This window comes from Pantoea sp. C1E2, from assembly GCF_056491465.1.
On record NZ_JBSZHT010000002.1, the window covers coordinates 4083597 to 4108090 of the forward strand.

A 24494-nucleotide genomic window follows, 5' to 3' on the forward strand; every position below is an offset into this window, starting at 1 on the left:
TCAGCGTTTTTAATAACTTCCAGTTCTAAAAAGGTGCCATAAGGATAAAGAATAACAACCAAACATTATTAGCCAGATATTAATTTCATGGGTGATTAGATCTATACTTGTTTTCGTGATGCAAATCACACGAAAGAAAAAGATAAAAACAGAAGACGAGGAAAAATACCATGAACGTTAAAACTACTATCGCAACCCTGAGTGTTCTATCTGCCCTGTCATTTGGTGCTTTTGCAGCAGATTCTATCAATGCTCAACAGGCAGCGAATCTGCAACCTGCCGGCACCATCAGTGTGAGCGGCGTGGGCGGTTCTCCGATGGATATCCATGAACAGCTGAATGCCAAAGCCGATCAGGAAGGCGCTAAAGCCTACCGTGTGATCGAAGCGAATACCGGCGACAGCTATCACGCCACCGCTGAACTTTATAAATAAGTTTACTGAACAAGACGCAGTGTGAACGGCGACCCGTTTGAGACGCATTTGCCTCTCAGGTTGCCAAACCCAATTTCAGGAGAGTGAATCATGAAAACCAAATTAGCTATCGCCATTGTCGGTCTGGCTTCCGTACTGTCTTTCGGTGCCAGCGCCGCTAGCCTGGTTTCTAACGAACAAGCCGCACAGCTGCAACCGCTGAACCAAACTGTCAGTGTGAGTGGTGTTGACGGTGACCAGACGAATGTCCGTCAGGAACTGTCGCAGAAAGCCGATGCGCAAGGTGCCAGCCACTATCGCATCATTGAAAACAATCGCGGTGACACCTTCCACGTGACCGCTGAACTGTACAAATAAGACTAAATCGAACGTCGGGCGCCTGAACGGCGCCAGACAATTGATCGACGACCCGCCTCACCCACTTTTTGCCGCAGGTTGTTGATTACAACGAGGAGAAAAATTATGAAAATCAAAGCAACCATCGCAGCCGCCAGCCTTCTTTCCCTGTTTGCCTTCGGTGCTTCAGCAGCCCAATTGGTAACGAATGAGCAGGCGCAAAATCTGCAACCTACCGGCAGCACTATCACCGTCAGCGGTACCGGCGGTTCGCCAATGGATTACCGTGCTGAGCTTTCACAGAAAGCCGATGCACAAGGTGCCAGTGCTTATAAAGTGATTGAAGCCAATACCGGTGACAGCTATCACGTGACCGCTGAGCTGTACAAATAATTCCTCGTCAATTCTGACGAACCCTTTGGCCCCGCTCGCCGGGGCCCTTTTTCGGCTTGTCACTTCACATTAAAGCGGAGCTGACCCTCCAGCTCCTCTTCTGCTTCATCAAATAGCAGGATTAATGCGCCATACCGGCGTTTCTGCCCTGTTCCCAGATTCACAAACTCAATTTCCAGCGGCAACGGCAACTGATCACCTTGGATCACCGCCCAAAGATCGTCCAGATCGTCAATGCCGGGATCTGTCAGTGCAAAACGATCGCTGAACTGGCGATAGAAATGGGCTTGATCGACGATTTCGTCGAAATCAAAACGCTCGGTTCTCATCGTGATTCCCTCTTTCAGGCAGGGCCGCCCATCAGGCCAGCCCACCAATATGCAGCGCTTTCACTTCCAGGTACTCTTCCATCCCCAGCACCGATCCTTCACGCCCTAAACCGGACTCTTTCACACCACCAAAGGGTGCCAGTTCAGTGGACACGGCACACTCATTAATGCCAATCATCCCGGCTTCCAGCGCTGCGGAGACGCGGAACACCCGCTGCAGATTCTGGGTGTAAAAATAGGCAGCTAAACCGTATTCGGTGTTATTGGCACGCTGAATCACATCCGCTTCATCATCAAAGCGGAAACAGGCGGCTACCGGACCAAAAGTTTCTTCCTGAGCCAGTTTCATCTCTTCATGCGCCTCGGCAATTACCGTGGGCTGCCAGAAATTGCCCCCCAGCGGATGACGTTCGCCTCCGACAAGTAACTTACCGCCTTTGCTCAGCGCATCTTTCACGTGCTCTTCCACTTTTTCCAGCGCCGAGTGCTCAATCAGCGGGCCGACTATCACGCCTTCTTCAACGCCATTACCCACTTTCAGCTTGCCCACCGCATCGGTCAATTGACTGACGAAACGATCGTAAACCGCGTTGTGCACATAAAAGCGATTCACGCTGACGCACACCTGTCCTGCGTTGCGGAATTTGTTAGCAATCGCGCCCTGTACCGCCGCATCAATATCCGCATCCTCAAACACGATGTAAGGCGCATTGCCGCCCAGCTCCATCGACACTTTCTTCATGGTGTCTGCGGCGTTGCGCATCAGCGTTTTACCCACGGCGGTTGAACCGGTAAACGAGATTTTGCGCACCGCCTTGCTGGCCATAATCGCGTCGCTAATGGCATGCGTATCACCCGCCACCGCATTCAATACGCCGTCGGGTACGCCCGCTTCCTGCGCCAGCGCGACTAACGCAAAGGCACACAGCGGGGTGTTATTGGCCGGTTTGATGATGCCAGTGCAGCCTGCTGCCAGCGCCGGGCCCAGTTTGCGTGTCAGCATCGCCATCGGGAAATTCCACGGCGTGATAGCCGCCACCACACCAATCGGCTCACGTGTAGCCAGAATGCGTGAACCCGGTTTCGCCGGTGGGATGATTTCGCCATTGGCACGCTTAGCCTGCTCAGCAAACCATTGAATAAAGCTGGCGGCGTACTCGACTTCACCTTCTGCTTCTTTAAGGGGTTTGCCCTGCTCGGCGGTCATCAGTTGCCCGAGCCAGCTTTTGTTCTCGATGATCAGTTGATACCAGCGATTAAGGATCTCAGCGCGCTGCTTAGCGGTTTTATCACGCCACGCGGGAAAAGCCTGCTGGGCTGCAGCAATGGCTTGTTCCGTTTCGCTCTTACCGGCTTTCGCCACTTTCGCCAGCACGTCACCGGTGGCCGGATTGGTCACATCAAAGGTGGTACTGGCCTTATGCCATTGTCCCGCAGAGAAATAACCGGTCTTAAACAGCGGATGTTGTTGCAGAGAGGTGGACATCATTATTCTCCTGTCAGTTTGCTTCCTGTCAGAAAAGTATAGATGCCAAAATCGCAGGGTTTTGTGTCAACGTGGGATCAAAAGGCCGCTGCAGGGTGCAGCGGCCAATTTCAGATTTGGATGAGCGTGTTCTGGTACTTATCCAGCATCAGAGAAAGCCGTTTAACCGGTTCGGTGACACTTTCAGGCGCTGAATAGTGGTGTAGTTTTTCCTGATACACCTCCAGCTCCTGCAACAATCGCTCGAAGTAGTAGCGCCGTTTGTCATCACTGGATGCGGAAATAATACGGTCCGCGGTGTAGCGCAACTGCCGGTGAAAGGCCGATAGCTCTGCGTTAACCGGCACTTCGGCATTACGCAGTCGTTGATGGCCGATAATCAGCGTCAGCGCAATGCGGTATTTGTCGATATCGCCGGGAAACAGATTGAGCAGCAGGAACAGTTGCTGATACAGCGCGGGCAGATGGTTTTCCCGGCGGCGTGCCTGATTAGTGGTCAGGGCAGCCACAGCTGCATACATAAAACGGTTCAGCAGCTTACGACCGGTACGTGCTTTAGATTTATCGCGAATCAGCAGAATCACCATCATCGCTACAAAGCTGCCAATCCACTGGCCCAACGCATTATCGAGGAATACGTTGAACTCAAATTTCATCGGGTTATCCAGCACCAGCACGTTGATGGTGCCAATTAGCGCCCCTAACGTACCAATCTGACGCCGCTGAACAAAGATACCGCCGATAAAGCCCAATGCGCCAATCGCGATGCACAACAACAACGCGCTTTGCTGCGTGGCCGGCAGGATATAGACAAAATAGAGCATGCCGAGCGGCACGGCGAAGGCCATACCGTAGAAGAAGTCTTTCGCCATCATCAGGGGATTCGGCATACGCATCGCCAGCGCGGTGATAACGGCCAGCATCACCATACAGCCACTGCCGGATGTCCAGCCGGTGTATAGCCAGAACAGGGAACCCAGTGCGGTCGCCACAAAGGTTCGCACACCGTTAATCATCGCGTGATGGGTTTCCGCCGAACGTGCCTGAATCACCACTTCGCGCTGCAGGATACTCTCTTCCAGCGTGGTGATACGGCTGTTGCTGCGCACTCCGTTAATCAGCAACAGATATTCCGTGGCAGCGCCGACCCAACTTGCCACCGTCATCGGCACATTTTTGTTGCTGACGCTGATCAGACGACGCATCACCTTCATACGCTTATGCACGTCATCAACGTTATGAACGTCTTTCTCAATCAGCAGGCGATATTGCGTCGGGATATAGTCTGGACGGGCGTTCTGAATTAGAAAGGTTTCGGCCGCTTGTGTAATCAACGTCAGCGACAGCGTATTCAGCATCTGCAGGCGGCGGCTGGAATTCTTCCAGCGCGAAGATTCCATCATCAACTGGCTACGCATGCCGTTGAGCGCGGTGGTGCGGCGCACTAACGCGCTCCAGGTTCTATCCACTTCGTCTTTATCTGCGTGTGCCACACACAGTTGCAGCAGCTTGTAATGCGCCACCAGCAGGGCATCGACTTCTGCCTCGATCACTTTTTTGATAGAGCGCGGCGAGAACAGCATGTCAGCGAGAATCGCACACAGAATACCAATGACAATTTCACTGCAACGTTCAACGGCAAACTGTGGTGCCAGCGTTAAACCGCCACTGGCATCGGCGGTAATGACGATAATCAGTGCAGTGTAACCCGCCAGACCCAACGCGTAGGAGTTCTCAACTTTAATCAGCGAAGAGAGCCAGACGCACATGCCTGCCCATAAACAGCACAGCAGCAGCATCACCACTGGGGCCCGCACCGTGGCGATCATGATGGTCAGTGCGGCGATACAGCCAATAAAGGTACCGATAATGCGCAGAATGCCGCGATAGCGCAGTGCGCCAGAATAGGGGTCGCCCCCTGCGGCAAAGGCGGTACCACCGGCGACAATGCCGGCAGTCATGACCGCCCAACGCGGCGTTTCCAGATTAAAGTGAAAACCAATCATCAGCGCCGCAACCAGCGCAAATGTCAGCTTCACCGGGAAACGCAAAAATTCAATCATAACGGCCTCGCTTAACCAAACTCGCGCAGGCGGTTAAAGAACTGCGTCAACGGCGAGACTTTGGTTTGACGATCTTTATCACCGGTGATCACCACCGTGGCGGTGGTGCCCGCCGGGAAGCGGTTGCCTGGTTGATCGTCAAGATGAATACGCACCGGTACGCGCTGCGCCAGTCGCACCCATTCAAGGTTGGAGTCGATGGTTGCCATGCCTTTGCTGTCCACGCTGCTGCTGCTGTTGGTCACGCCGGCAGCAATGCTGTCCACCGTGCCACGCAATACGACATTGCTGCCCAGCGGGGTGATTTCAGCGCGGAAGCCAGGACGTACGCCATCCAGCTTGGTCTCTTCCATATAGGCCAGCACATAGAATGAGTGTTGCTGTACCAATGCCACGGCAACGGAACCACGGGTGATGAACTCGCCCTGATAAACGTTGAGGTTAGTGACCCAGCCATCTGAAGGCGCTTTGATGGTGGTGCGATCCAGGTCGATCACCGCCAAATCGCGTGTTGCCACCGATTTCGCCAGCTGATGTTCGCTGGTTTGCAGATCGTTGTTAGCCTGATCGATGGCTTCACGCGACATGGCGCTGGTGCCAAGTTGATTACGGCGCGCCGCTTCACGGCGTTTTTCGTTGACCAATGCCTGGTAATATTCGACATCCGCCTGAGCTTCATCCAGTGCTTTCTGGTAGCGCGGACGATCCACGACAAACAGCGTGTCGCCCTGTTTCACCAGTTGGTTGTCGTGCACAGGCACGTCAGTGATAAGGCCGGTGACGTCTGGCGAGATCGCTACGACATCAGCGGAGAATTTGGCGTCACGCGTCCAGGGCGATTCGGTATAGAACACCCAGGCGCGGAAGATGATCACGATTGCGATGATAACCAGCAGGATTGTAATCGCGTAACGCGCGATTTTTCTTATGAGCGCTTTCACTTAAAAACCTCAGACGAATAGACGGGATACAAGGTAAAACACGCAGCAATACAAAGCTGTGTTAAAAAGTGCCGGATGCCACACCAGGTCATAAATTCCGCTGGGCGTCAGCACGCGTTTCACCAGCCAGAACAGCGCCAGCGAAACCAGTAGTTCAATGAAGATGGGCGGAAAGCTCAGCCCGAATACGACAAATACCGGGAGCACACTCATTACGGTTCCTTAGTTCGACCTTGCCGGATTGCACCGATACCTGCCCTCATGCCGCGTGGCACGTCGGGTTGAGAATCAGGGGGTGATTGAGAGACTGATGGCAACATTCAGGCCGCGTTGAGCTAATGATAGCGTATCATCGAGTAAACACAGCCGTGTTAAGGTGCGGTGAACAGACCCAGCGTGCGTATAGTAACGCGCATGACTATACGTTTTCTACATATTGTGAGCTAAATCACTTTTTAGCCAGAGTAAACAATGGAACGACTTAAAGGCATGTCCATTTTCGCCAAAGTGGTTGAATTAGGTTCTTTTACCGCCGCGGCACGTCAGCTTCATCTCAGCGTTTCGTCAATCAGCCAAATTGTCGCCAAACTGGAAGATGAGCTGCAGGTCAAATTGTTAAATCGCAGCACCCGCAGTATTGGCCTGACCGAAGCAGGCAAGATCTATTATCAGGGCTGCCGCCGCATGCTGGCCGAGGCATCACAGGTGCATGAACAGCTGTATGCCTTCAATAACACCCCGATTGGTATTCTGCGTATTGGCTGCTCATCCACCATGGCGCAAAATGTGTTGTCCGCGATGACCAGCGATATGCTGCGCGAATATCCTGGCCTGAGTGTCAATCTGGTCACCGGCATTCCCGCGCCGGATTTGATCGCCAACGGCTTAGATCTCGTGGTTCGCGTGGGTGCTTTACAAGACTCCAACTTGTTTTCACGCCGTTTGGGCGCGATGCCGATGGTCGTGTGCGCCGCTAAGAGTTATCAGGCGCAACACGGTACGCCAGAAAAGCCGGGCGAGATCGATAATTTTTCATGGCTGGAATATAGCGTTCGCCCGGATAACACCTTTGAACTGGTCGCGCCGGAAGGTTTGGTGACGCGACTGACGCCGCAAGGACGCTTCGTTACCAATGATTCACAAACGCTGATTCGCTGGCTGAAAGCCGGTTGCGGTATCGCCTATGTGCCGCTGATGTGGGTGATTGATGAGATTAACGCTGGAGAGATCGACATTCTGTTCCCGCAATATCACTCAGAACCGCGTCCGGTGTATGCGCTCTATACCGAGAAAGACAAGATGCCGCTGAAGGTGCAGGTGTGTATCGATTATCTTACCGAGTACTTTAAGCAGGTGGCGCAGCAGTATCAGCAGCATCGGAAAGGCTGACGGTCTGGGCGCCATAAATGGCGCCGCTACGGGTTCGGTGAGGTTTTTGTAGGGGGCGCATTTATACGCTCCTGGCATTGGAGGACGCCATAAATGGCGCCCCTACGGGTTCGGTGAGGTTTTTGTAGGGGGCGCATTCATGCGCTCCTGGCATTGGAGGACGCCATAAATAGCGCCCCTACAGAGGACGGTGCCGTCATTTAGAGAGTGCACATTGATGCGCACCAGGAATGATTACGCGGTACCGCCGACGGTGATTTTATCCAGCTTCAGGGTTGGCTGACCGACGCCGACCGGCACGCTCTGACCCTCTTTACCGCACACGCCAACGCCTTTATCCAGCGCAAGATCGTTACCCACCATCGAGATCTGCTGCATCGCTTCAATACCGGAACCGATCAGCGTGGCGCCTTTCACCGGCGTGGTGACTTTGCCGTTTTCAATCAGATAGGCTTCTGAGGTGGAGAACACAAACTTGCCCGAGGTGATATCCACCTGGCCGCCGCCAAAGTTCGGCGCATAAATCCCGTATTCAACGCTGGAAATGATGTCCTGCGGTGTAGATTTACCCGCCAGCATATAGGTGTTGGTCATACGCGGCATCGGCAGATGCGCATAGGATTCACGACGCCCGTTACCGGTTGGCGGCACGCCCATCAGACGCGCATTGAGCTTGTCCTGCATGTAGCCTTTGAGCACGCCGTTTTCGATCAAGACGTTGTACTGGCCCGGCACGCCTTCGTCATCCACCGCCAGTGAGCCGCGCAGGCCTTCGATGGTGCCATCGTCGACCACGGTGCAGAGTTCAGAGGCCACCAGTTGCCCCATCTTACCGCTGAAGACCGAAGTTTCACGGCGGTTGAAATCGCCTTCCAGACCATGTCCTACCGCTTCGTGCAGCAGCACACCCGGCCAGCCAGCGCCTAACACGACCGGCAGGGTACCCGCAGGTGCGGCCACGGCAGAAAGATTCACCAGCGCCAGGCGCACCGCTTCACGCGCCCATGCATCGGCACGCACATCACCGTTTTCATCGGCATAGAAGAATTCATAGCCAGTACGCGCGCCGCCGCCGCTGGAGCCGCGTTCACGTTTACCCTGATCTTCCACCTGCACGCTGATCGACAAACGCACCAGTGGGCGGATATCCGCTGCCAGTGTGCCATCGGTCGCCGCCACCAGCACCTGCTCGTAGACGCCGGTCAGGCTGGCATTCACTTCCTGCACGCGCGGGTCAGCAGCACGAGCCACGGTATCAACACGATGCAACAGTGCAATTTTGTCTTCACGCGTCAGGCTGTCCAGCGGATTGATCGGCGCATACAGCGAACGGTTAATCACGGCAGAAAGCGTATGCGCTTTGCCATTGCCTTGCTCACGCACGATGCTGCGCGCGGCTTCAGAAGACTGGCGCAGGGCGTTCAAGGAAATTTGGTCTGCGTAAGCGAAACCGGTTTTCTCACCGCTGATTGCACGCACACCGACACCCTGGTCGATGTGGTAAGAGCCATCTTTAATGATTTTGTCTTCCAGCACCCAGGATTCATGGAAACTGGACTGGAAATAGAGATCGGCATAATCCAGACGACGTTCTGAAAGCTGCCCTAACAGGGAATAAAGGTCCTGCTGATTAATGCTGTTCGCAGCTAGTAACTGCTCACTTACCAGATTCAGAGTCATCGTTTCTCACTCATTATGTGCTCGGATAGTCATAGCCTGCGGCAATTCCCCGACGGCGTCAAATTCACTTCTTGTCGTCTTCGCGCGGTTTGCGCAGCACTTCATTGATTTCCGGTTTATCCAGCGGTCCGCTGATGTGATAACGCAGCAGCGAAATCTTATTCCACAACGGGCCCAATACTTTACTGGCGGCAAACACCGCGGCACCAATCACCGGATTGACCACAAAGGCCGTCGCCACACCCACCGAAGCAGAGATTTCAGGCGCGACCACCGCTTCCATATCAATCTGGCGCTTCGCCAAATCGATTTTGCCCTGCATGGCGATATCCGCTTCAAGGCCATCTACCAACAGGTTATCCGTGTGCATTACCCCGTTTTCGATCCACGCCGTGCCGTTAATCGAATCGAAATAGAAACCTTCGCTGAAGGTATCGCTAAAATCGAAGCGCAGCTTACGCAGCAGGGCGTCAAAGCTCATCAGGCGCAGCAGCTGCCCCGCACGCCCGGTATTCACATCCGCAATCTGGCCTTTGCCAAAATGGGTTTTCAGCGTGCCGCTCAACGTTTCCGCTGAAGGTTGCCACGGGGCAGAACGCCAGTGCAGGTCATAATCCACGTTAAACGGCGCGTCACGTAGTGGGGTATTCATCCCAAACCAATTGACGGCGTCATTGATGTTTTTCCCGCTCAGACTGCCCTTTAATGAGGTGCGCTGATTGCCCGGTTTATTGACCCATTCGCCGTTAATATTGAGCTTCGCACTTCCGGAATCCACGCTACCGTTAGTAAGCGCTAACGTATCTCCCTGCGGCTGCAATCTGGCCTGCATATGACCAAACTTCTGACCGCGCAGCCAGCACTCATCACAGTTAAGCTGCAGCGCTGGCCAGCTGCTGAAGTCCACAGTGCTGCTGTTGCCACCCAACGGCGAGGTGCTGCTATCGCTGCTGTTCGCCCATTCTGGATTGTAGTAAAGATAGCTGAGGTCGATCTGCCAGGGCGCATGCTGTGCGGTTTGCAAACTGCCACGCGCTTCGCGACTTTCCAGCTGAAGCTGCGTATTGCCGGTTGGCCCTTGCGTGACAGTGGCATTGACGTCATGCCACTGCTGACCGCCGAGTGTGAGTGCCGGTGTACGCAGCGTCACATCACCCGGCAGCAGTGCACCGCCCACTTCCGTTTCGCCCTGAGCATTGCGCGAACCACCTCCACCTGCCAGCAGTCCCATCCAGGCTTCACCATCCAGCGGCGGTAAATTGAGTTCCATACCGCGCTTTTCTGGCAGCTTCGGCGTGCTTTTCGCATCGTTGAGCCAGATGCCGCGATCCACGCGCAGCTGAGGTTCGAGAATCCAACGGCTGTTAAAGCGGTTGTGTTCACGCACGCTACCGCTCAGCGTAAATCCTTTCAGGTCACCGGTGGCGTTAATGGCGATGGGCATCGCTTCACCCGCCTGCTTATCCAAAGGCGCAGGTAAGTGACTACTTACTGTTTTTGCATCGCCCTGCAAATCGACTTTATAGGTCGCGCCACCTTTGTGTGGCAGCGTAATGTCGACATTGCCCTGCCATGGCAGACTGCCGCTCAGTTGACTGCTGACGCTGGTCGGCAACACTTTCAGTTTCGACGGCTGCCAGTCACCCAGCAGTTTCACGTTGACGCCGAAGTTGTCAGGGTTTTCGGTGGTGGTAAAACTGACGCCGGTAGGCTGACCAAACCAGTTAGCCTGCATCTGTTCACTTTCGAGATTGCCGTTGTTGTAACGGAAACGTCCAGTGAGGTTTTCCAGCGTGGTGTTTAACGGCTTGATGTGCAAGCTGTTATTGTTCATCACTACATTACCGCTGGCGTGCACCAGTTCCCCATCCAACGGAATATCGAGATTCAGCGAACCAAGCACATTGCCGCCGATTTGCAGCTGTTGCAGCGCTGCGCCTAGCGTCGATTTCAGCGGCGTTTGCTCAAAGTAATCAGCGATTTGCTTGCCTTGACCGCTGAGACCGCCATTGATGATTAGCTTCTCTTTCAGATAGTCCGGGATCACTGCGCTGACGTTACGTGCATCCACTTCGCCCAGTTTCGTTTTCTCGGCTTTCATCCACAGACCGTTGTTGACGAAATCGAGGTCGATATCGAGATTCTCCAGCGCTGGCCAACCGGGCTGGAACTGGAAAGTGGATTGACGCAGCGGCACCCAGACTTCGAACATGCCGTCATTGTGCTTAAACGGGAACAGGCTGGGATTACCGGCGAACAACAGCGTGGCATTGTCCACTTTCCCGCCTTTAATCGACTCGCTGAGGAAATGGGTCAGATCGTGGCCCATCAGCGGTTCCGGGAAGTAGCGCCAGGCATCACCCGCATCGGTGACGCGAATACCCGCCAGAATATCCAGCTGGGGTGCTTTGCCGATATTTTGCTGATAACGGAAATCACCGCGCGCCCACAGGGAACGTGCCTGAACATCAAGATTCTGACCGTCCAGCGTCAGGCCGCTGGCATCACGCTGCCAGTTCAGCTTGCCGGTGATCTGTTTGATTTGTAGTGGAGCCTGGAACATATCGCCATAAGGCACATCCGCTTGTCCCATCGCCACATCAAGCAGACCGTTATTCACGCTGCCGCTGGCAGTGCCGTTTAAATTGCTGATGCCCGGCAACAGCTCCCAATGCTGCCACGCCAGGTTGTGCCATTTGGCTTGCAGTCGGGTTTGTTCTGGCTGATTGAGCGGAATGTCCAGCGCCAGCGCATCGATGTTGCCGCGCGGCTGCAATGCACGCCAGTTGTCCAGTAACGCAGGTGATAGGGGTTTGAGCAACGGCACTAGCGGAGCCAGACGCTCCAGATCCAGCTGTGTGGCACGGACACGCACTTCTGCTCCGCTGTTGGCGCCCAGCATCTGTTGATCGTCTGGCTTCCATAACAGGGAGAAATGACCCGGCGCCCACGCCACACCATCGGTGCTGAGACGAGTTTGTGGCACCGACAGGCTCCAGCCATTCTGGAAACGGGCCAGATGCGCGGTTAAGCCATCCACCTGCAGCTGATGGTCGCCCTGCTCGCCGCGCCAGCGCGCACCGCCTTTGCTCAGTAGCAGGTCACCGGCATAGACATCGCCATCACGCAGATTGACCCATGCGGCCAGGCTAAAGCGGGCACTTTCCAAACTGGTATTGTCGCGCAGCCACGGACCGATCCACGGACGCACATCGACGTCATCCGCTTGCATCCAGATGCGGCCATCGTTGAGTAATCCGTTGGTGTCATTGAGATCGAGACGAACCTGCACCACACCGTGCTGGCCAGTAAAGCTGGAGAGATTGACTTCCCCTTCCGCGCGATGACGCGTGCTTTCGTTGAGCCAGGTCAGCCGTGGGATCGCCAGCTCGGCATGCTGACCAGAGGGCGTAAGAAAACGGATGCTGCTGTCACGCAGGTCAAAGTGGTCAAACTGTCGCAGAAACAGATCGTTAATATGCGCTGGTTTAAAGCTGTTTTTCTGCTGGTCACTGGTAAACAGTGGATGATTAGTTTCGAGACGCAGCTGCCAGAAGGTGAGATCGCGGAACTGCCAGCGCCAGTGCAGCAATGATTGCCAGACGTTGAGCGCCAGATTCACGCGGCCGATAGTGAGCTTGCCGTCATCCGGCATCGAAATATTGAGATTGCGCACCTGCAGGGTTGGGCCAAAGTTTTCCCATTTCCCCTGCAATTCGCTGGCGTCCACCGTCACACCGCTGACGCGTGAAATCGTCTGCAGTATGTCGCTGCGATAACTGTTGAGATGCGGCATCACGAGGCGCAACCCGCTGACTAGCAGCGCCACAATAACGATGATTGCGGCGAGCAGCAGTAACAAAATCCTCGGCAACCGCCTCACACACCTCTCCTTGCTTCCCGTTGGATAACGGCGTTCAACCTCACGACTTACATCATGACGACGTCAAACTGCTCCTGAGTATAGAGCGGCTCAACATGGACTTTAACCTGCTTACCGACAAAGATTTCCACTTCAGCCAGCGCATGTGACTCTTCACTTTTTAATGCCTCACCCACCGCCGGGGAAACATAGACGAGGAAGCGATCCGAATCATAAGCATGATGCACACGCACGATTTCGCGCATGATTTCATAACAGACCGTTTCCACCGTTTTCAACGTGCCGCGCCCTTTGCACACCGGACAATCGGCACAGAGCACATGTTCAATACTTTCACGCGTGCGCTTGCGCGTCATTTCCACCAGACCGAGCGCCGAGAATCCGTTAATGCCGGTTTTTACCCGATCTTTGCTTAGCGCACTTTCCAGTGAATGCAGCACGCGGCGACGGTGATCGTCATTACTCATGTCGATGAAATCGATAATGATTATGCCGCCGAGATTGCGCAACCGTAGCTGACGGGCAATCGCCTGCGTGGCTTCAATATTAGTGTTGAAAATGGTTTCGTCGAGATTCCGATGCCCAACGAACGCGCCGGTATTGATATCGACGGTGGTCATCGCTTCGGTTTGATCGATGATCAGGTAGCCGCCCGACTTGAGTTCAACTTTACGCTCCAGTGAGCGTTGAATTTCGTTCTCGACATCAAACAGATCGAAGATCGGTTGTTTACCGCTGTACAGCTCCAGCTTGCTGGCCATTTCCGGGATATATTCGCCGGTAAACTCCACCAGCAGATCGCAGGTCAGACGCGAATCAACACGAATGCGATCCAGCGCCGCGCCGGCAAAGTCGCGCAGCACACGCTGTGCTAATGCTAGCTCACCGTACAACAGGCAGCGCGTCTGGTTACGTTTCTTGCGTTCGCTGACTTTGGTCCACAGACGCTTGAGGAAGGCAGCATCCTGCGCCAGGTCTTCCTCGCAGATGCCTTCGGCAGCAGTACGAATAATAAAGCCACCGAGATCGTCACAGTAAGCCGCCACGACGGCTTTCAGACGGTCACGCTCGGCTTCGCTTTCAATGCGCTGTGAAACGCCAACGTGCGATGCACCTGGCATAAACACCAGATAACGCGAAGGCAGCGTAATATCAGTGGTGAGTCGTGCACCTTTGGTGCCGAGTGGATCTTTCACCACCTGTACCACCAAATCCTGGCCGGGACGCACCAGCTCGCTGATGTCGCGCACCACAAAATTTTTCTTCTCATCACCCGCCACGCATTCGGTGTGCGGCATGATGTCAGAAGCGTGCAGGAAGGCGGCTTTATCCATGCCGATATCGACAAACGCGGCCTGCATACCGGGCAACACGCGGCTAATGCGACCTTTATAGATATTCCCCACGATACCGCGCCGTGCTTCGCGCTCGATGTGGATTTCCTGCAAAATGCCGCCATCAATATAGGCAACACGGGTTTCAGAAGGTGTAACGTTAACCAGCAGCTCAGCCGTCATCTTGTCCCCTTAACGCACGCAGTGACTGAAAATGGCTCAGCAACTCATTGGTTTCAACCAGCGGTAATCCCACTACGGCGTGATAGCTTCCATTAATCTTGCGGACAAAATTGCCGCCCAGACCCTGTATTCCGTACGCGCCGGCTTTGTCCATCGGCTCGCCGCTGGCAATATAGTGCGAGATTTCTTCTGCCGTGATATTGCGGAATGTCACGTCAGTCGTGACAAGGCAATCCAGCTCGCGCGCACTGTCTGCCAGCGCGACGGCGGTCATCACCTGATGCGTTTGCCCGGAAAGTTGACTCAGCATCTGCGCCGCGTGAGCCGCATCGCGTGGTTTTTCCAGCACTTCGTTGTTAAGCACCACGATGGTATCTGCACCCAGCACCGGTAAATCCTGGGGTGCGACCGCCACGCCTGCGCGCGCTTTGTCCGCAGCAAGACGGCGAACATAGGCTTCCGCCGCTTCTTCAGGCTGGCGCAACTCTTCGACGTCGGTGATCAGACGCTCAAACTGCAGACCAAGCTGCGTGAGCAGTTCACGTCGACGCGGTGAACCGGATGCGAGATACAGGCTTATCATAGTCTTCCTTACTGAACAGCGAACTGACGGCGAATCTTTCTCATTAATAAGAATAGCCAGGGCCATAGAATGCCGTCGACCACACTGCTCCAGAAGATTTCCGGGCGGAATGAGACGTTGATCACCAGGAATTCAGCCCAGAAAACAATCACATCCACCGCGAGCGACAGCACCATAACCATTAATGCCTGCTGCCACAACGCCAGATTTCGGAATAGCTGAAATTTGAAGGCCACCAGATACGCGATGATGCTGAACGCCAGCGCGCGCACACCCAGCGTGGAACCGGCCACCAGGTCCATTACGGCCCCTAAAAAGAAGCCCGTGCCAACATTAACGCGGTGCGGCAATGCCAGAACCCAGTAAACCAGGATCAACAAAAGCCATGAAGGCCGGAACATGTAGATTTGTTCCGGCCAGGGCATGATTTGCAGAATGAGGGCAATCAGAAAGGACAGCCAGATAACCCATCGGCCCTGGCTGCGATATCGACTCAAGGCTGGCCTCCGCGTGTGTTCGCTGGTATCCCTTGCGAACGACTGCTGTTAGCGGGTGCTGGCGGCCCCATCTGCGGTGCCACGTCCGGTGCCGGTGGGCCCATTTCGCCTGCTGGCGGCAAGACTTGCGGCATCATCTGCATCAGACGCTCATTCGCCACGCGGTGAACTTCATCCGGTGCCATCGGCATGTCGCCATTCTTATCCGAGCCCCACAACAGCAGCAGATAACGCAGACGCTGCAGGCCTGCGGTCGGATGCGCCTGGATCACGGTATAAGCACGTTGGGTGTCGACTTTCACTGAAGAGACCACGCCAACCGGATAGCCTTCAGGGAAACGTCCGCCAAGGCCAGACGTCACCAGCACATCGCCGACACGAATGTCGGTGTTGCCCGGCAGATGTTCCAGCTGCAGATCTTCGCTACAGCCGTTACCCGCCGCAATCACGCGAATATCGTTACGTAACACCTGAATCGGCAACGCATGCGAGGCATCACAAATCAGCAGTACGCGGCTGGTCACCTGACCGACAGCCACCACCTGACCCACTACACCTTTATCACTGATCACCGGCTGGCCTTCGTAAACACCGTTCACGCTGCCTTTATCGATAACCACCTGATCGGTATACGGATCGGTGCCGGTTGAAATCACCTGGGTCACCATCTTGTGCTCATCCTGACGCAGCGGTGAGCCGAGCAGCTCACGCAGACGTGCGTTTTCCTGCTTGTATTGCCCCAGCATCAACAGGTCACTGTTTTTCAGGAAGAGCTCACGGCGCAGCGCTTTGTTTTCCAGCTCGAGCTGCTGGCGTGAAGCCAGCGTTTCTGAGACGCCGTCAAGAAGCTGTCGCGGCCCATTGGCCAGAAAATAAAATGGACTTACCGACGTGTCCAGGTAGTTGCGGATCTGGGAGAAGGAGCTCACGCGACTGTCAGCGATGATAATCGCGATAGCCACAATGACTGCCAGAAAGAGACGCAACTGCAGGGAAGGCCCCCTGCTAAAAATCGGCTTCATAAATTCTGCGTGTTCCTCGACATCAGGGAAGAAGCGTCAGTCTTGTGACTAACGCCTCCAGGGCTGGACGCATCTCGCCGTCGTGCGCAGCGTCGATAGGCGCGACTCCCTGCGCAATTTGACCACGGTCTCAGCCGATGAGGATTTACTCCTCGCTGAACAAATCGCCGCCGTGCATGTCGATCATTTCCAACGCTTTACCACCGCCGCGCGCGACGCAGGTCAGCGGATCTTCTGCGACGACCACCGGAATACCGGTTTCTTCCATCAGCAGACGATCCAGGTTGCGCAGCAGTGCGCCACCGCCGGTCAGTACCATGCCACGCTCGGAGATGTCAGAAGCCAGTTCTGGCGGGCACTGTTCCAGCGCGACCATCACTGCACTCACGATACCGGTCAATGGCTCTTGCAGCGCTTCGAGGATTTCATTGGAGTTCAGCGTAAAGCCACGCGGTACACCTTCAGCCAGGTTACGACCACGCACTTCAATTTCGTGTACTTCATCACCCGGATAGGCAGAACCAATTCCGTGTTTGATACGTTCCGCAGTGGCTTCACCAATCAGTGAACCATAGTTGCGGCGCACATAATTAATGATAGCTTCATCGAAACGGTCACCACCGATACGTACAGAAGAAGAGTAGACCACGCCGTTCAATGAGATAACGGCGACTTCAGTGGTACCACCACCGATATCCACTACCATCGAACCGGTTGCTTCTGAGACCGGCAGGCCCGCACCAATTGCGGCGGCCATCGGCTCTTCAATCAGAAACACTTCGCGCGCGCCTGCACCCTGTGCAGATTCACGGATAGCGCGACGCTCAACCTGAGTGGCGCCAACCGGTACGCAGACCAGCACACGTGGGCTTGGACGCATAAAGCTGTTGCTGTGCACTTGTTTAATGAAGTGCTGGAGCATTTTTTCAGTCACGAAGAAGTCGGCGATAACGCCATCCTTCATAGGACGGATTGCCGCGATGTTGCCTGGGGTACGGCCCAGCATCTGCTTCGCGTCATGACCCACGGCCGCAACGCTCTTTGGCGAACCGGCACGATCCTGACGAATGGCAACCACGGAAGGCTCGTTCAGCACGATGCCTTGTCCTTTTACGTAAATCAGGGTATTCGCAGTACCCAGGTCAATGGACAAGTCATTGGAAAACATGCCACGAAATTTTTTAAACATACTAAGGGATAATCCTGCAAGCTGGGGGCGGAAAATAAAATCCGCCTACTTTACCAACCACGCGAAGCCGCTACAAGGCGCAAAAACGTTCTGCTTCGGTGAAAAAATACGCTGAATAATTTTTTGGGCCGATTCGCTTATCCCTGGCCACCGTAAAATAGCGCTAAGCCGCCCTATTGAACGTAAATTCACCCTCAATTACCGGATGAATTTCGACATAAAATCTAACATTTCCAGCCATCATAAACGCGCACGTTATACGCCAAACGGCAGAAAAAGAACCCTCCGCGTCACTTTACAGGCTTAAGGCTCAGATTCGATAACGTTGTGAATGCTTTTTCACATTACTGTTTACCGGCAGTGATGGGGCAAAGAAATCGCCCTGCCCGCCTGCCACCCCCAGACTCGCCAGCGTTTGCCACTCTGCGCGCGTGCGCACGCCAGCAGCAAAAACTTGTGTCGAGGTGGATTTGCACACTTCCAGTAAACTTTGCACAAATAACTGGTTTTCAGTACGACGTTCAATATTTCGCACCAGGCCTGGATCAAGTTTGATCACTTCGATCGGGAACTGCTTGATATAAGCACTGCTCACCACGGTCATTCCTGCCTGATCTACCGCAACGCGGCAACCAAACGCGGTCAACATCTGGAAAACCGGCACTAAGCGATTGATGTGTTGACAAACATCCGCCTCAGCAAGTTCAAATAAAAAACGCTTTCTTTGCGATTTTGTACATTGCAGTAAAAGCTTTTGCAGCCAGCGCTGGAATGGGCGCTGTAATAATGAGTCGATATTCACGGGTAACGCCAGCGTTTCATCGGGCCACACTTCAGAGAGCGCCGCGATTCGCGTGACTAGTTGTCGATCCCAGCTATCGGTCAACCCCAGCTGCAGCACCAGCGGCATAAACTCGGCCGACACCACTTCCTTGTCACCATCGAACACGCGCGCCAGCATTTCGCGGTGGTGTACTTTACCATCCAGCAGCACAGCTGGTTTCTGGTAAAGACGCGGTCCGCCACGATTGAGGGTGTTTTCCAGCAGTGTTCGCCAGCGCACACTGCCACGTCCCATGTCTAAGGTATTGCCCTCACCGACTGACCAACTGTTGCCACCCTGCAAGGCCGCACGACGCGTTGCCATCTCCACATTTTCCATCACCTGCGGCACGCTTTCTCCGCTGCGCCACGCGCTGATGCCAATGTGGATTAAATCATCGCGATCCACCATACGCATCGGCGGCAATGAGTCGACCGCATTGATCAACTGGTCGGCGATACTGTTGGCCTCTTTGAGCGTGCGATGCGGCAACAACACGGCAAAATCACTGCGGAAGTAACGTGCCAGCAGTGCGCCTGGATAGCGCAGAACAAAAGTCGACAGCATGTTGATCAGGTCAAACAGGTACTCATCCACCAGCGTTTGACCCAGGGTTTCATGCAGCGTATCGAGATCGGGCAGGCGCACCATCATCACCACGCCATGAGTGCCCACATCTTCCTGATCTTCCAGCAGCGTCGCCAGTTGGTTATCGAAGAACAGGCGGTTGTTCAGGCCGGTGCGTGAATCCTGAGCGGCAAAGGTGCGGATGAGCGTATCAATGCGTAAACGCTGCTCGCCCGCTTCCTGCAGATCGTTAAGTAAGGTGTCAATCGCGCGGCTGGCCTTTGGCGGCCACTCGGCGTAATGCCCGACATAGGGCACGCGCTCACCGGCCAGAATACGCTCAGAGCGTGCTTCTAAACGTTCCATGTGCTGCCAGCGGCGATTGATCCAGCGATGCGTCATGACTAATAAAGCCGACATAATGGCCACCACGCTGAGCAGCACAATCAGCGTATAGGCGCCGGTAAAGGAGCGGAACCAGGTTTTCGCGGGATCAAGCACCACTACGCGCAGCTCAAGGCCGGGAGAGTGCACCAACGGGAGGTCGAACTGAATAAAGCGATTCGGCTCATCTTCCAGCATGGGATTTTCATGCCTGGCAAGCTGGAAAACCACGGTATTGCCGTTATGCATCTCAATCTGTTCGGCGTTGATCACTGGCATGATCCGCGTCAGCCACTGCGTCAAATCTTGTGGTGATTGCGTTGCCAGCGCTTTATCGACTTCGGTCGCCAGCGTATTCACCCGCGTTTCCACGCGCTGTTGCGATAGCCAGATAAAACTAAAAGCGCAGCCGACCAGCATCAATAACATTGCCAGTAAGCTTAATAATGTAATAAACGCAGAAAACTTAGTTGTTAATCGCATCCCTGTGCCTGTATCACTGCGGTTCTGAACGGTCGCCATCCGACGGCGCCAACCTGCTCACTGGCGCAAACCTGAGCAAAATAGCACAAAACATTGCCTGAATCAGCGCCAGACGCGCATCAAATTACGCGGTGCGCCATGCTAATTGGCCATGCGGCGCGAGTATAGCCGCAAAGTGTGATGGCTTGCGTTTCACACGGGCTTTTTCGTCCTATTCTCAACAGAGCGCGCTCGCCAGGAAATTTCATATTTTTTCGGACAAAGTGGCATGTCCAGCGCGAGTTGATCATGCTGAATACATCAATTTTTTCGCCGGAGAATGTCATGAAGCTGAAGCAATACCTTACCGAATCCGACGTCACGCCAGAGAGCATCTTTAACATGCGCCGTCGTCAGGTGCTGAAAGCGCTGGGATTAGGCGCAGCAGCGGCAAGTTTGCCCGGCGTAGCGCAGGCGGATGTGCTGAGCTGGTTCAAAGGCAATGACCGCCCACCGGCCCCCGCAGGACGCGATCTGCAATTTACCAAACCCGCGCAGTGGCAGGCCGATCTGCCCATGACGCCGTTTGACAAGGTTTCCGGCTATAACAACTTTTATGAGTTTGGTCTGGATAAAGCCGATCCTGCTGCCAACGCCGGCACGCTGAAAACTGAACCCTGGCAGTTGCGTATTGAAGGTGAAGTGGCGAAACCGATCACGCTGGATATGGACGACATCTTTAAACGTTTTGCCATGGAACAACGTATTTATCGCATGCGCTGTGTTGAGGCATGGTCGATGGTGATCCCGTGGGTGGGCTTTGAGCTGAATAAGTTACTCAAACTGGCTGAACCCACCAGCAATGCCCGCTTTGTCGCCTTTCAGACTTTATATGCTCCGGACCAGATGCCGGGACAGAAAGATCGCTTTATCGGCGGTGGACTGGATTATCCGTATGTGGAAGGATTGCGTCTTGATGAAGCCATGCACCCTCTCACGCTGTTGAGCACCGGCGTGTACGGCAAAGCGCTGCCGCCGCAGAATGGCGCCCCGATTCGTTTGACGGTGCCGTGGAAATACGGTTTCAAGGGGATCAAGTCCATTGTAAAGATCACACTGACGCGCGATCAGCCCCCGACAACCTGGAACCAAATCGCCAATAATGAATATGGTTTTTATGCCAACGTGAACCCCCATGTGAATCATCCGCGCTGGTCGCAGGCCACCGAACGTTTTATTGGTTCCGGCGGAATTCTCAATGTCGAACGCCAGCCCACTCTGCTGTTTAACGGCTACGCTAAAGAAGTGGCATCACTGTATCGCGGGCTCGATTTACGGGAGAACTACTGAGTGCGACTGACGTTACGCCATATCACCCTGTTAAAAGTGGTGCTGCATCTCGCGGCTTTCCTGCCGTTTGTGTATCTGTTTATGGCCGCCAGTCAGGGTTGGTTAAGTGCCGATCCGGCGAAAGATATCCAGCATTTTACCGGCAGAATGGCGTTAAAGTTGCTTCTGGCGACGCTGTTGGTGACGCCATTAACGCGCTACCTGAAACAACCGCTGCTGATTCGCACCCGCCGCCTGCTCGGCGTGTGGTGTTTTGCCTGGGCATGTCTGCATTTAACCAGCTATTACCTGCTGGAGCTGGGATACAACCATCTGCAGTTACTGGGGAGTGAGATCATTTCGCGCCCTTATCTGTTACTGGGTATGATCTGCTGGCTGGTGCTGTTTGCTTTAGCCATCACCTCATTCCAGCGCGCACAACGTAAACTGGGCCGCCGCTGGCAAACCCTACATAACGGCATCTATCTTGTCGCGATCCTCGCGCCTATCCACTATCTTTGGTCAGTGAAGGTGTTCTCCCCACAACCTTGGATCTACGCGCTGTTAGCCTTGGTGTTGTTAGGCTGGCGTTACAATAAGTTGCGTAAACTTCTGCATCGATAATCCCCGCAAGGTTGTTTTCCTGCTGCAAGATCTGATAAAAGGTGTGGCCTTAGGGCCGCATCCGATCAACTTCGCAGATAAGACCAGTATTTTGCTGCTAATTGCGACGAAACGGATATAATGCCCGGCTTTATTGCAAGCGAAGTCGTCTTTTTCACTCTCAGGAGTGACAAACGGCAGATGTCGCGGTATTTTACGCGATGCCTTACTGATTGCAGGAGATAGCAGCAAGATGGCGCACCAATTTCACATACTGCTTTTAAACGGACCCAACCTGAATTTGTTGGGAACGCGCGAGCCGGATAAGTATGGTCACACTACGTTGGCGCAAATTGTCAGCGATTTGACCCAGCAGGCCGATCAGCACCATGTGAAATTGAGTCATTTGCAATCGAATGCAGAGTTTCAGTTGATTGATCGCATCCACGAAGCCCGAGGCAATGTGGATTACATCATCATCAACCCGGCTGCATTCACGCATACCAGCGTTGCACTGCGTGATGCCCTGTTGGCGGTCAGCATACCTTTTATTGAGGTGCATCTCTCGAACGTGCATGCGCGCGAGCCGTTCCGACATCACTCCTATCTTTCTGATGTATCTGCCGGCGTCATCTGTGGCCTGGGCGCTGATGGATACTCATGGGCTTTACAAACGGCAGTAAAACGCCTGTCACATTCCAATTAAACAGAGTACGGAACCACACTCATGGATATTCGTAAAATTAAGAAACTGATCGAACTGGTTGAAGAGTCCGGCATCTCCGAGCTGGAAATCTCTGAAGGCGAAGAGTCAGTTCGTATCAGCCGTTCACCTGCAAACGCCGGCTACCCGATGATGCAGCAGGCTTACGCTGCACCAATGATGCAGCAGCCAGGCCTGGCGACTGCGGTCGCACCTGTTGCTGCGGCGCCGGTTGAAGCGGCTAAGCCAGAAATCACTGGCCACATCGTGCGTTCTCCGATGGTCGGAACTTTCTATCGCACCCCGAGCCCGGACGCGAAAGCCTTTATCGAAGTCGGCCAGAAAGTGAACGCCGGCGACACCCTGTGCATCGTTGAAGCGATGAAAATGATGAACCAGATCGAAGCCGACAAATCCGGCGTTGTGAAGGCGATCCTGGTGGAAAGCGGCCAACCGGTTGAATTTGACGAGCCGCTCGTCGTCATCGAATAACGAGGCGAAGCATGCTGGATAAAATTGTTATTGCTAACCGTGGTGAGATCGCGCTGCGCATTCTGCGTGCCTGTAAAGAGCTGGGCATCAAGACTGTCGCCGTTCACTCCACCGCGGACCGCGACCTGAAGCACGTGCTGCTGGCGGACGAAACCGTCTGTATCGGCCCGGCGCAGTCGGTCAAAAGCTACCTGAACATCCCGGCCCTGATCTCCGCCGCCGAAATCACCGGCGCCGTGGCGATCCACCCGGGCTACGGCTTCCTCTCCGAGAACGCCGATTTTGCCGAGCAGGTTGAGCGCTCTGGTTTTATCTTCATCGGCCCGAAAGCTGACACCATCCGCCTGATGGGCGACAAAGTGTCGGCGATCACCGCCATGAAGAAAACCGGCGTACCGACCGTGCCAGGTTCTGATGGCTCGCTGACTGAAGACATGGATAAAAACCGTGCCATCGCCAAGCGCATCGGTTATCCGGTGATCATCAAAGCCTCCGGCGGCGGCGGCGGTCGTGGTATGCGTGTGGTGCGCAATGAAAAGGATCTTGAGCAGTCCATCGGCATGACGAAAGCGGAAGCCAAAGCGGCTTTCAACAACGACATGGTCTACATGGAGAAATTCCTCGAGAACCCGCGTCACATCGAGATTCAGGTGATGGCCGACGGCCAGGGCAACGCGATCTATCTGGCGGAACGTGACTGCTCAATGCAGCGTCGCCACCAGAAAGTCGTTGAAGAAGCACCCGCGCCAGGCATCACGCCGGAACTGCGTCGCTTTATCGGCGAACGCTGCGCGAAAGCCTGTATCGATATCGGCTACCGCGGTGCGGGTACGTTCGAGTTCCTGTACGAAAACGGTGAGTTCTACTTCATCGAGATGAACACCCGTATTCAGGTGGAGCATCCGGTGACCGAGATGATCACCGGCGTGGATCTGATCAAAGAGCAGCTGCGCATTGCTGCCGGTCAGCCGCTGTCGATCAAACAGGAAGACGTGATGGTACGCGGTCATGCGGTAGAGTGTCGTATCAACGCCGAAGATCCGAACACCTTCCTGCCGAGCCCGGGCAAGATCACCCGTTTCCACGCGCCAGGCGGTTTTGGCGTGCGCTGGGAATCGCACATCTATGCCGGCTACACCGTGCCACCGTACTACGACTCGATGATCGGCAAGCTGATCACCTACGGTGACACTCGTGAAGTGGCTATCGCGCGCATGAAAAATGCGCTGGCGGAACTGATCATCGACGGCATCAAGACCAACGTCGAGCTGCAGATGAAAATCATGTCCGACGAAAACTTCCAGCAGGGTGGCACCAACATCCACTATCTGGAGAAAAAACTCGGCCTGCACGAGAAGTAATCGCAGCGCAGAGCAAACAAAGGCCGGT

The 24494-nt window shown here is 54.5% G+C and carries 22 protein-coding genes; 9 read left to right on the forward strand and 13 right to left on the reverse strand.

Annotated features, from left to right (window positions below):
• The first annotated feature begins 170 nt into the window (after positions 1 to 170).
• From yhcN (ACXI0A_RS19350) to yhcN (ACXI0A_RS19360), 3 genes are all read left to right on the forward strand, one after another.
• Positions 171 to 434, forward strand: a complete 264-nt coding sequence (yhcN, locus tag ACXI0A_RS19350) for a peroxide/acid stress response protein YhcN (RefSeq protein ID WP_034831133.1) — start codon at positions 171 to 173, stop codon at positions 432 to 434.
• A gap of 90 nt (positions 435 to 524) precedes the next feature.
• A complete protein-coding gene (locus ACXI0A_RS19355) occupies positions 525 to 791 on the forward strand; it encodes a YdgH/BhsA/McbA-like domain containing protein (protein WP_058959558.1) in 267 nt (88 codons plus the stop codon).
• A gap of 105 nt (positions 792 to 896) precedes the next feature.
• A complete protein-coding gene (yhcN, locus tag ACXI0A_RS19360; protein ID WP_224934004.1) occupies positions 897 to 1163 on the forward strand; it encodes a peroxide/acid stress response protein YhcN in 267 nt (88 codons plus the stop codon).
• Positions 1164 to 1222: 59 nt separating this feature from the next.
• On the opposite strand, the gene ACXI0A_RS19365 is transcribed toward yhcN (ACXI0A_RS19360), so the two are convergent.
• The 5 genes from ACXI0A_RS19365 to aaeX all read right to left on the reverse strand — a co-directional run bounded on the left by ACXI0A_RS19365 (position 1223) and on the right by aaeX (position 6195).
• A complete protein-coding gene (locus tag ACXI0A_RS19365; protein ID WP_224934005.1) occupies positions 1223 to 1492 on the reverse strand; it encodes a barstar family protein in 270 nt (89 codons plus the stop codon).
• Between the two features lie 31 nt (positions 1493 to 1523).
• Positions 1524 to 2978, reverse strand: coding sequence for a succinate-semialdehyde dehydrogenase (locus ACXI0A_RS19370; protein ID WP_476151206.1), 1455 nt, complete (start codon positions 2976 to 2978; stop codon positions 1524 to 1526).
• 110 nt (positions 2979 to 3088) lie between these two features.
• Positions 3089 to 5041: a p-hydroxybenzoic acid efflux pump subunit AaeB gene (aaeB, locus tag ACXI0A_RS19375; RefSeq protein ID WP_476150824.1), complete on the reverse strand. Its 1953-nt coding sequence runs from the start codon at positions 5039 to 5041 to the stop codon at positions 3089 to 3091.
• Positions 5042 to 5052: 11 nt separating this feature from the next.
• A complete protein-coding gene (gene aaeA / locus ACXI0A_RS19380) occupies positions 5053 to 5982 on the reverse strand; it encodes a p-hydroxybenzoic acid efflux pump subunit AaeA (RefSeq protein WP_476150823.1) in 930 nt (309 codons plus the stop codon).
• Positions 5983 to 5991: 9 nt separating this feature from the next.
• Positions 5992 to 6195, reverse strand: a complete 204-nt coding sequence (gene aaeX / locus ACXI0A_RS19385) for a p-hydroxybenzoic acid efflux pump operon protein AaeX (protein ID WP_021508145.1) — start codon at positions 6193 to 6195, stop codon at positions 5992 to 5994.
• Positions 6196 to 6453: 258 nt separating this feature from the next.
• Here aaeX and aaeR point away from each other — a divergent pair, with 258 nt between their 5' ends.
• Entirely contained in the window at positions 6454 to 7371 is a 918-nt protein-coding gene (gene aaeR / locus ACXI0A_RS19390) for an HTH-type transcriptional activator AaeR (protein WP_224934009.1), read from the forward strand.
• A gap of 234 nt (positions 7372 to 7605) precedes the next feature.
• On the opposite strand, the gene tldD is transcribed toward aaeR, so the two are convergent.
• From tldD to csrD, 8 genes are all read right to left on the reverse strand, one after another.
• Positions 7606 to 9051: a metalloprotease TldD gene (gene tldD / locus ACXI0A_RS19395; protein WP_224934010.1), complete on the reverse strand. Its 1446-nt coding sequence runs from the start codon at positions 9049 to 9051 to the stop codon at positions 7606 to 7608.
• Between the two features lie 64 nt (positions 9052 to 9115).
• Positions 9116 to 12934 (reverse strand): AsmA2 domain-containing protein YhdP, encoded by a 3819-nt coding sequence (yhdP, locus tag ACXI0A_RS19400; RefSeq protein ID WP_476150822.1) that lies wholly within the window; start codon positions 12932 to 12934, stop codon positions 9116 to 9118.
• 47 nt (positions 12935 to 12981) lie between these two features.
• Positions 12982 to 14451 (reverse strand): ribonuclease G, encoded by a 1470-nt coding sequence (gene rng, locus ACXI0A_RS19405; protein WP_097119476.1) that lies wholly within the window; start codon positions 14449 to 14451, stop codon positions 12982 to 12984.
• Complete coding sequence (locus tag ACXI0A_RS19410) at positions 14441 to 15034, reverse strand: Maf family protein (protein ID WP_224934013.1); 594 nt, start codon at positions 15032 to 15034, stop codon at positions 14441 to 14443. Before ACXI0A_RS19410 ends, rng begins: the two co-directional genes overlap by 11 nt.
• Positions 15035 to 15042: 8 nt before the next feature.
• Complete coding sequence (mreD, locus tag ACXI0A_RS19415) at positions 15043 to 15531, reverse strand: rod shape-determining protein MreD (RefSeq protein WP_034830875.1); 489 nt, start codon at positions 15529 to 15531, stop codon at positions 15043 to 15045.
• Positions 15528 to 16553 (reverse strand): rod shape-determining protein MreC, encoded by a 1026-nt coding sequence (gene mreC, locus ACXI0A_RS19420; RefSeq protein ID WP_100703248.1) that lies wholly within the window; start codon positions 16551 to 16553, stop codon positions 15528 to 15530. Before mreC ends, mreD begins: the two co-directional genes overlap by 4 nt.
• A 145-nt stretch (positions 16554 to 16698) precedes the next feature.
• On the reverse strand, positions 16699 to 17742 hold the full coding sequence (gene mreB, locus ACXI0A_RS19425; RefSeq protein ID WP_007891976.1) for a rod shape-determining protein MreB: 1044 nt from the start codon (positions 17740 to 17742) through the stop codon (positions 16699 to 16701).
• Between the two features lie 310 nt (positions 17743 to 18052).
• Positions 18053 to 19999: an RNase E specificity factor CsrD gene (csrD, locus tag ACXI0A_RS19430; protein WP_224934014.1), complete on the reverse strand. Its 1947-nt coding sequence runs from the start codon at positions 19997 to 19999 to the stop codon at positions 18053 to 18055.
• A gap of 324 nt (positions 20000 to 20323) precedes the next feature.
• Here csrD and msrP point away from each other — a divergent pair, with 324 nt between their 5' ends.
• The 5 genes from msrP (at position 20324) to accC (ending at position 24466) form a co-directional block, all read left to right on the forward strand.
• On the forward strand, positions 20324 to 21328 hold the full coding sequence (gene msrP, locus ACXI0A_RS19435) for a protein-methionine-sulfoxide reductase catalytic subunit MsrP (RefSeq protein ID WP_224934015.1): 1005 nt from the start codon (positions 20324 to 20326) through the stop codon (positions 21326 to 21328).
• A complete protein-coding gene (gene msrQ / locus ACXI0A_RS19440; protein WP_224934016.1) occupies positions 21329 to 21931 on the forward strand; it encodes a protein-methionine-sulfoxide reductase heme-binding subunit MsrQ in 603 nt (200 codons plus the stop codon). It begins immediately after the preceding gene.
• A gap of 232 nt (positions 21932 to 22163) precedes the next feature.
• Positions 22164 to 22616: a type II 3-dehydroquinate dehydratase gene (gene aroQ, locus ACXI0A_RS19445; RefSeq protein WP_476150821.1), complete on the forward strand. Its 453-nt coding sequence runs from the start codon at positions 22164 to 22166 to the stop codon at positions 22614 to 22616.
• A gap of 21 nt (positions 22617 to 22637) precedes the next feature.
• A complete protein-coding gene (accB, locus tag ACXI0A_RS19450) occupies positions 22638 to 23105 on the forward strand; it encodes an acetyl-CoA carboxylase biotin carboxyl carrier protein (protein WP_476146899.1) in 468 nt (155 codons plus the stop codon).
• 11 nt (positions 23106 to 23116) lie between these two features.
• Positions 23117 to 24466, forward strand: coding sequence for an acetyl-CoA carboxylase biotin carboxylase subunit (gene accC, locus ACXI0A_RS19455; protein ID WP_476150820.1), 1350 nt, complete (start codon positions 23117 to 23119; stop codon positions 24464 to 24466).
• Positions 24467 to 24494 lie beyond the last annotated feature (28 nt).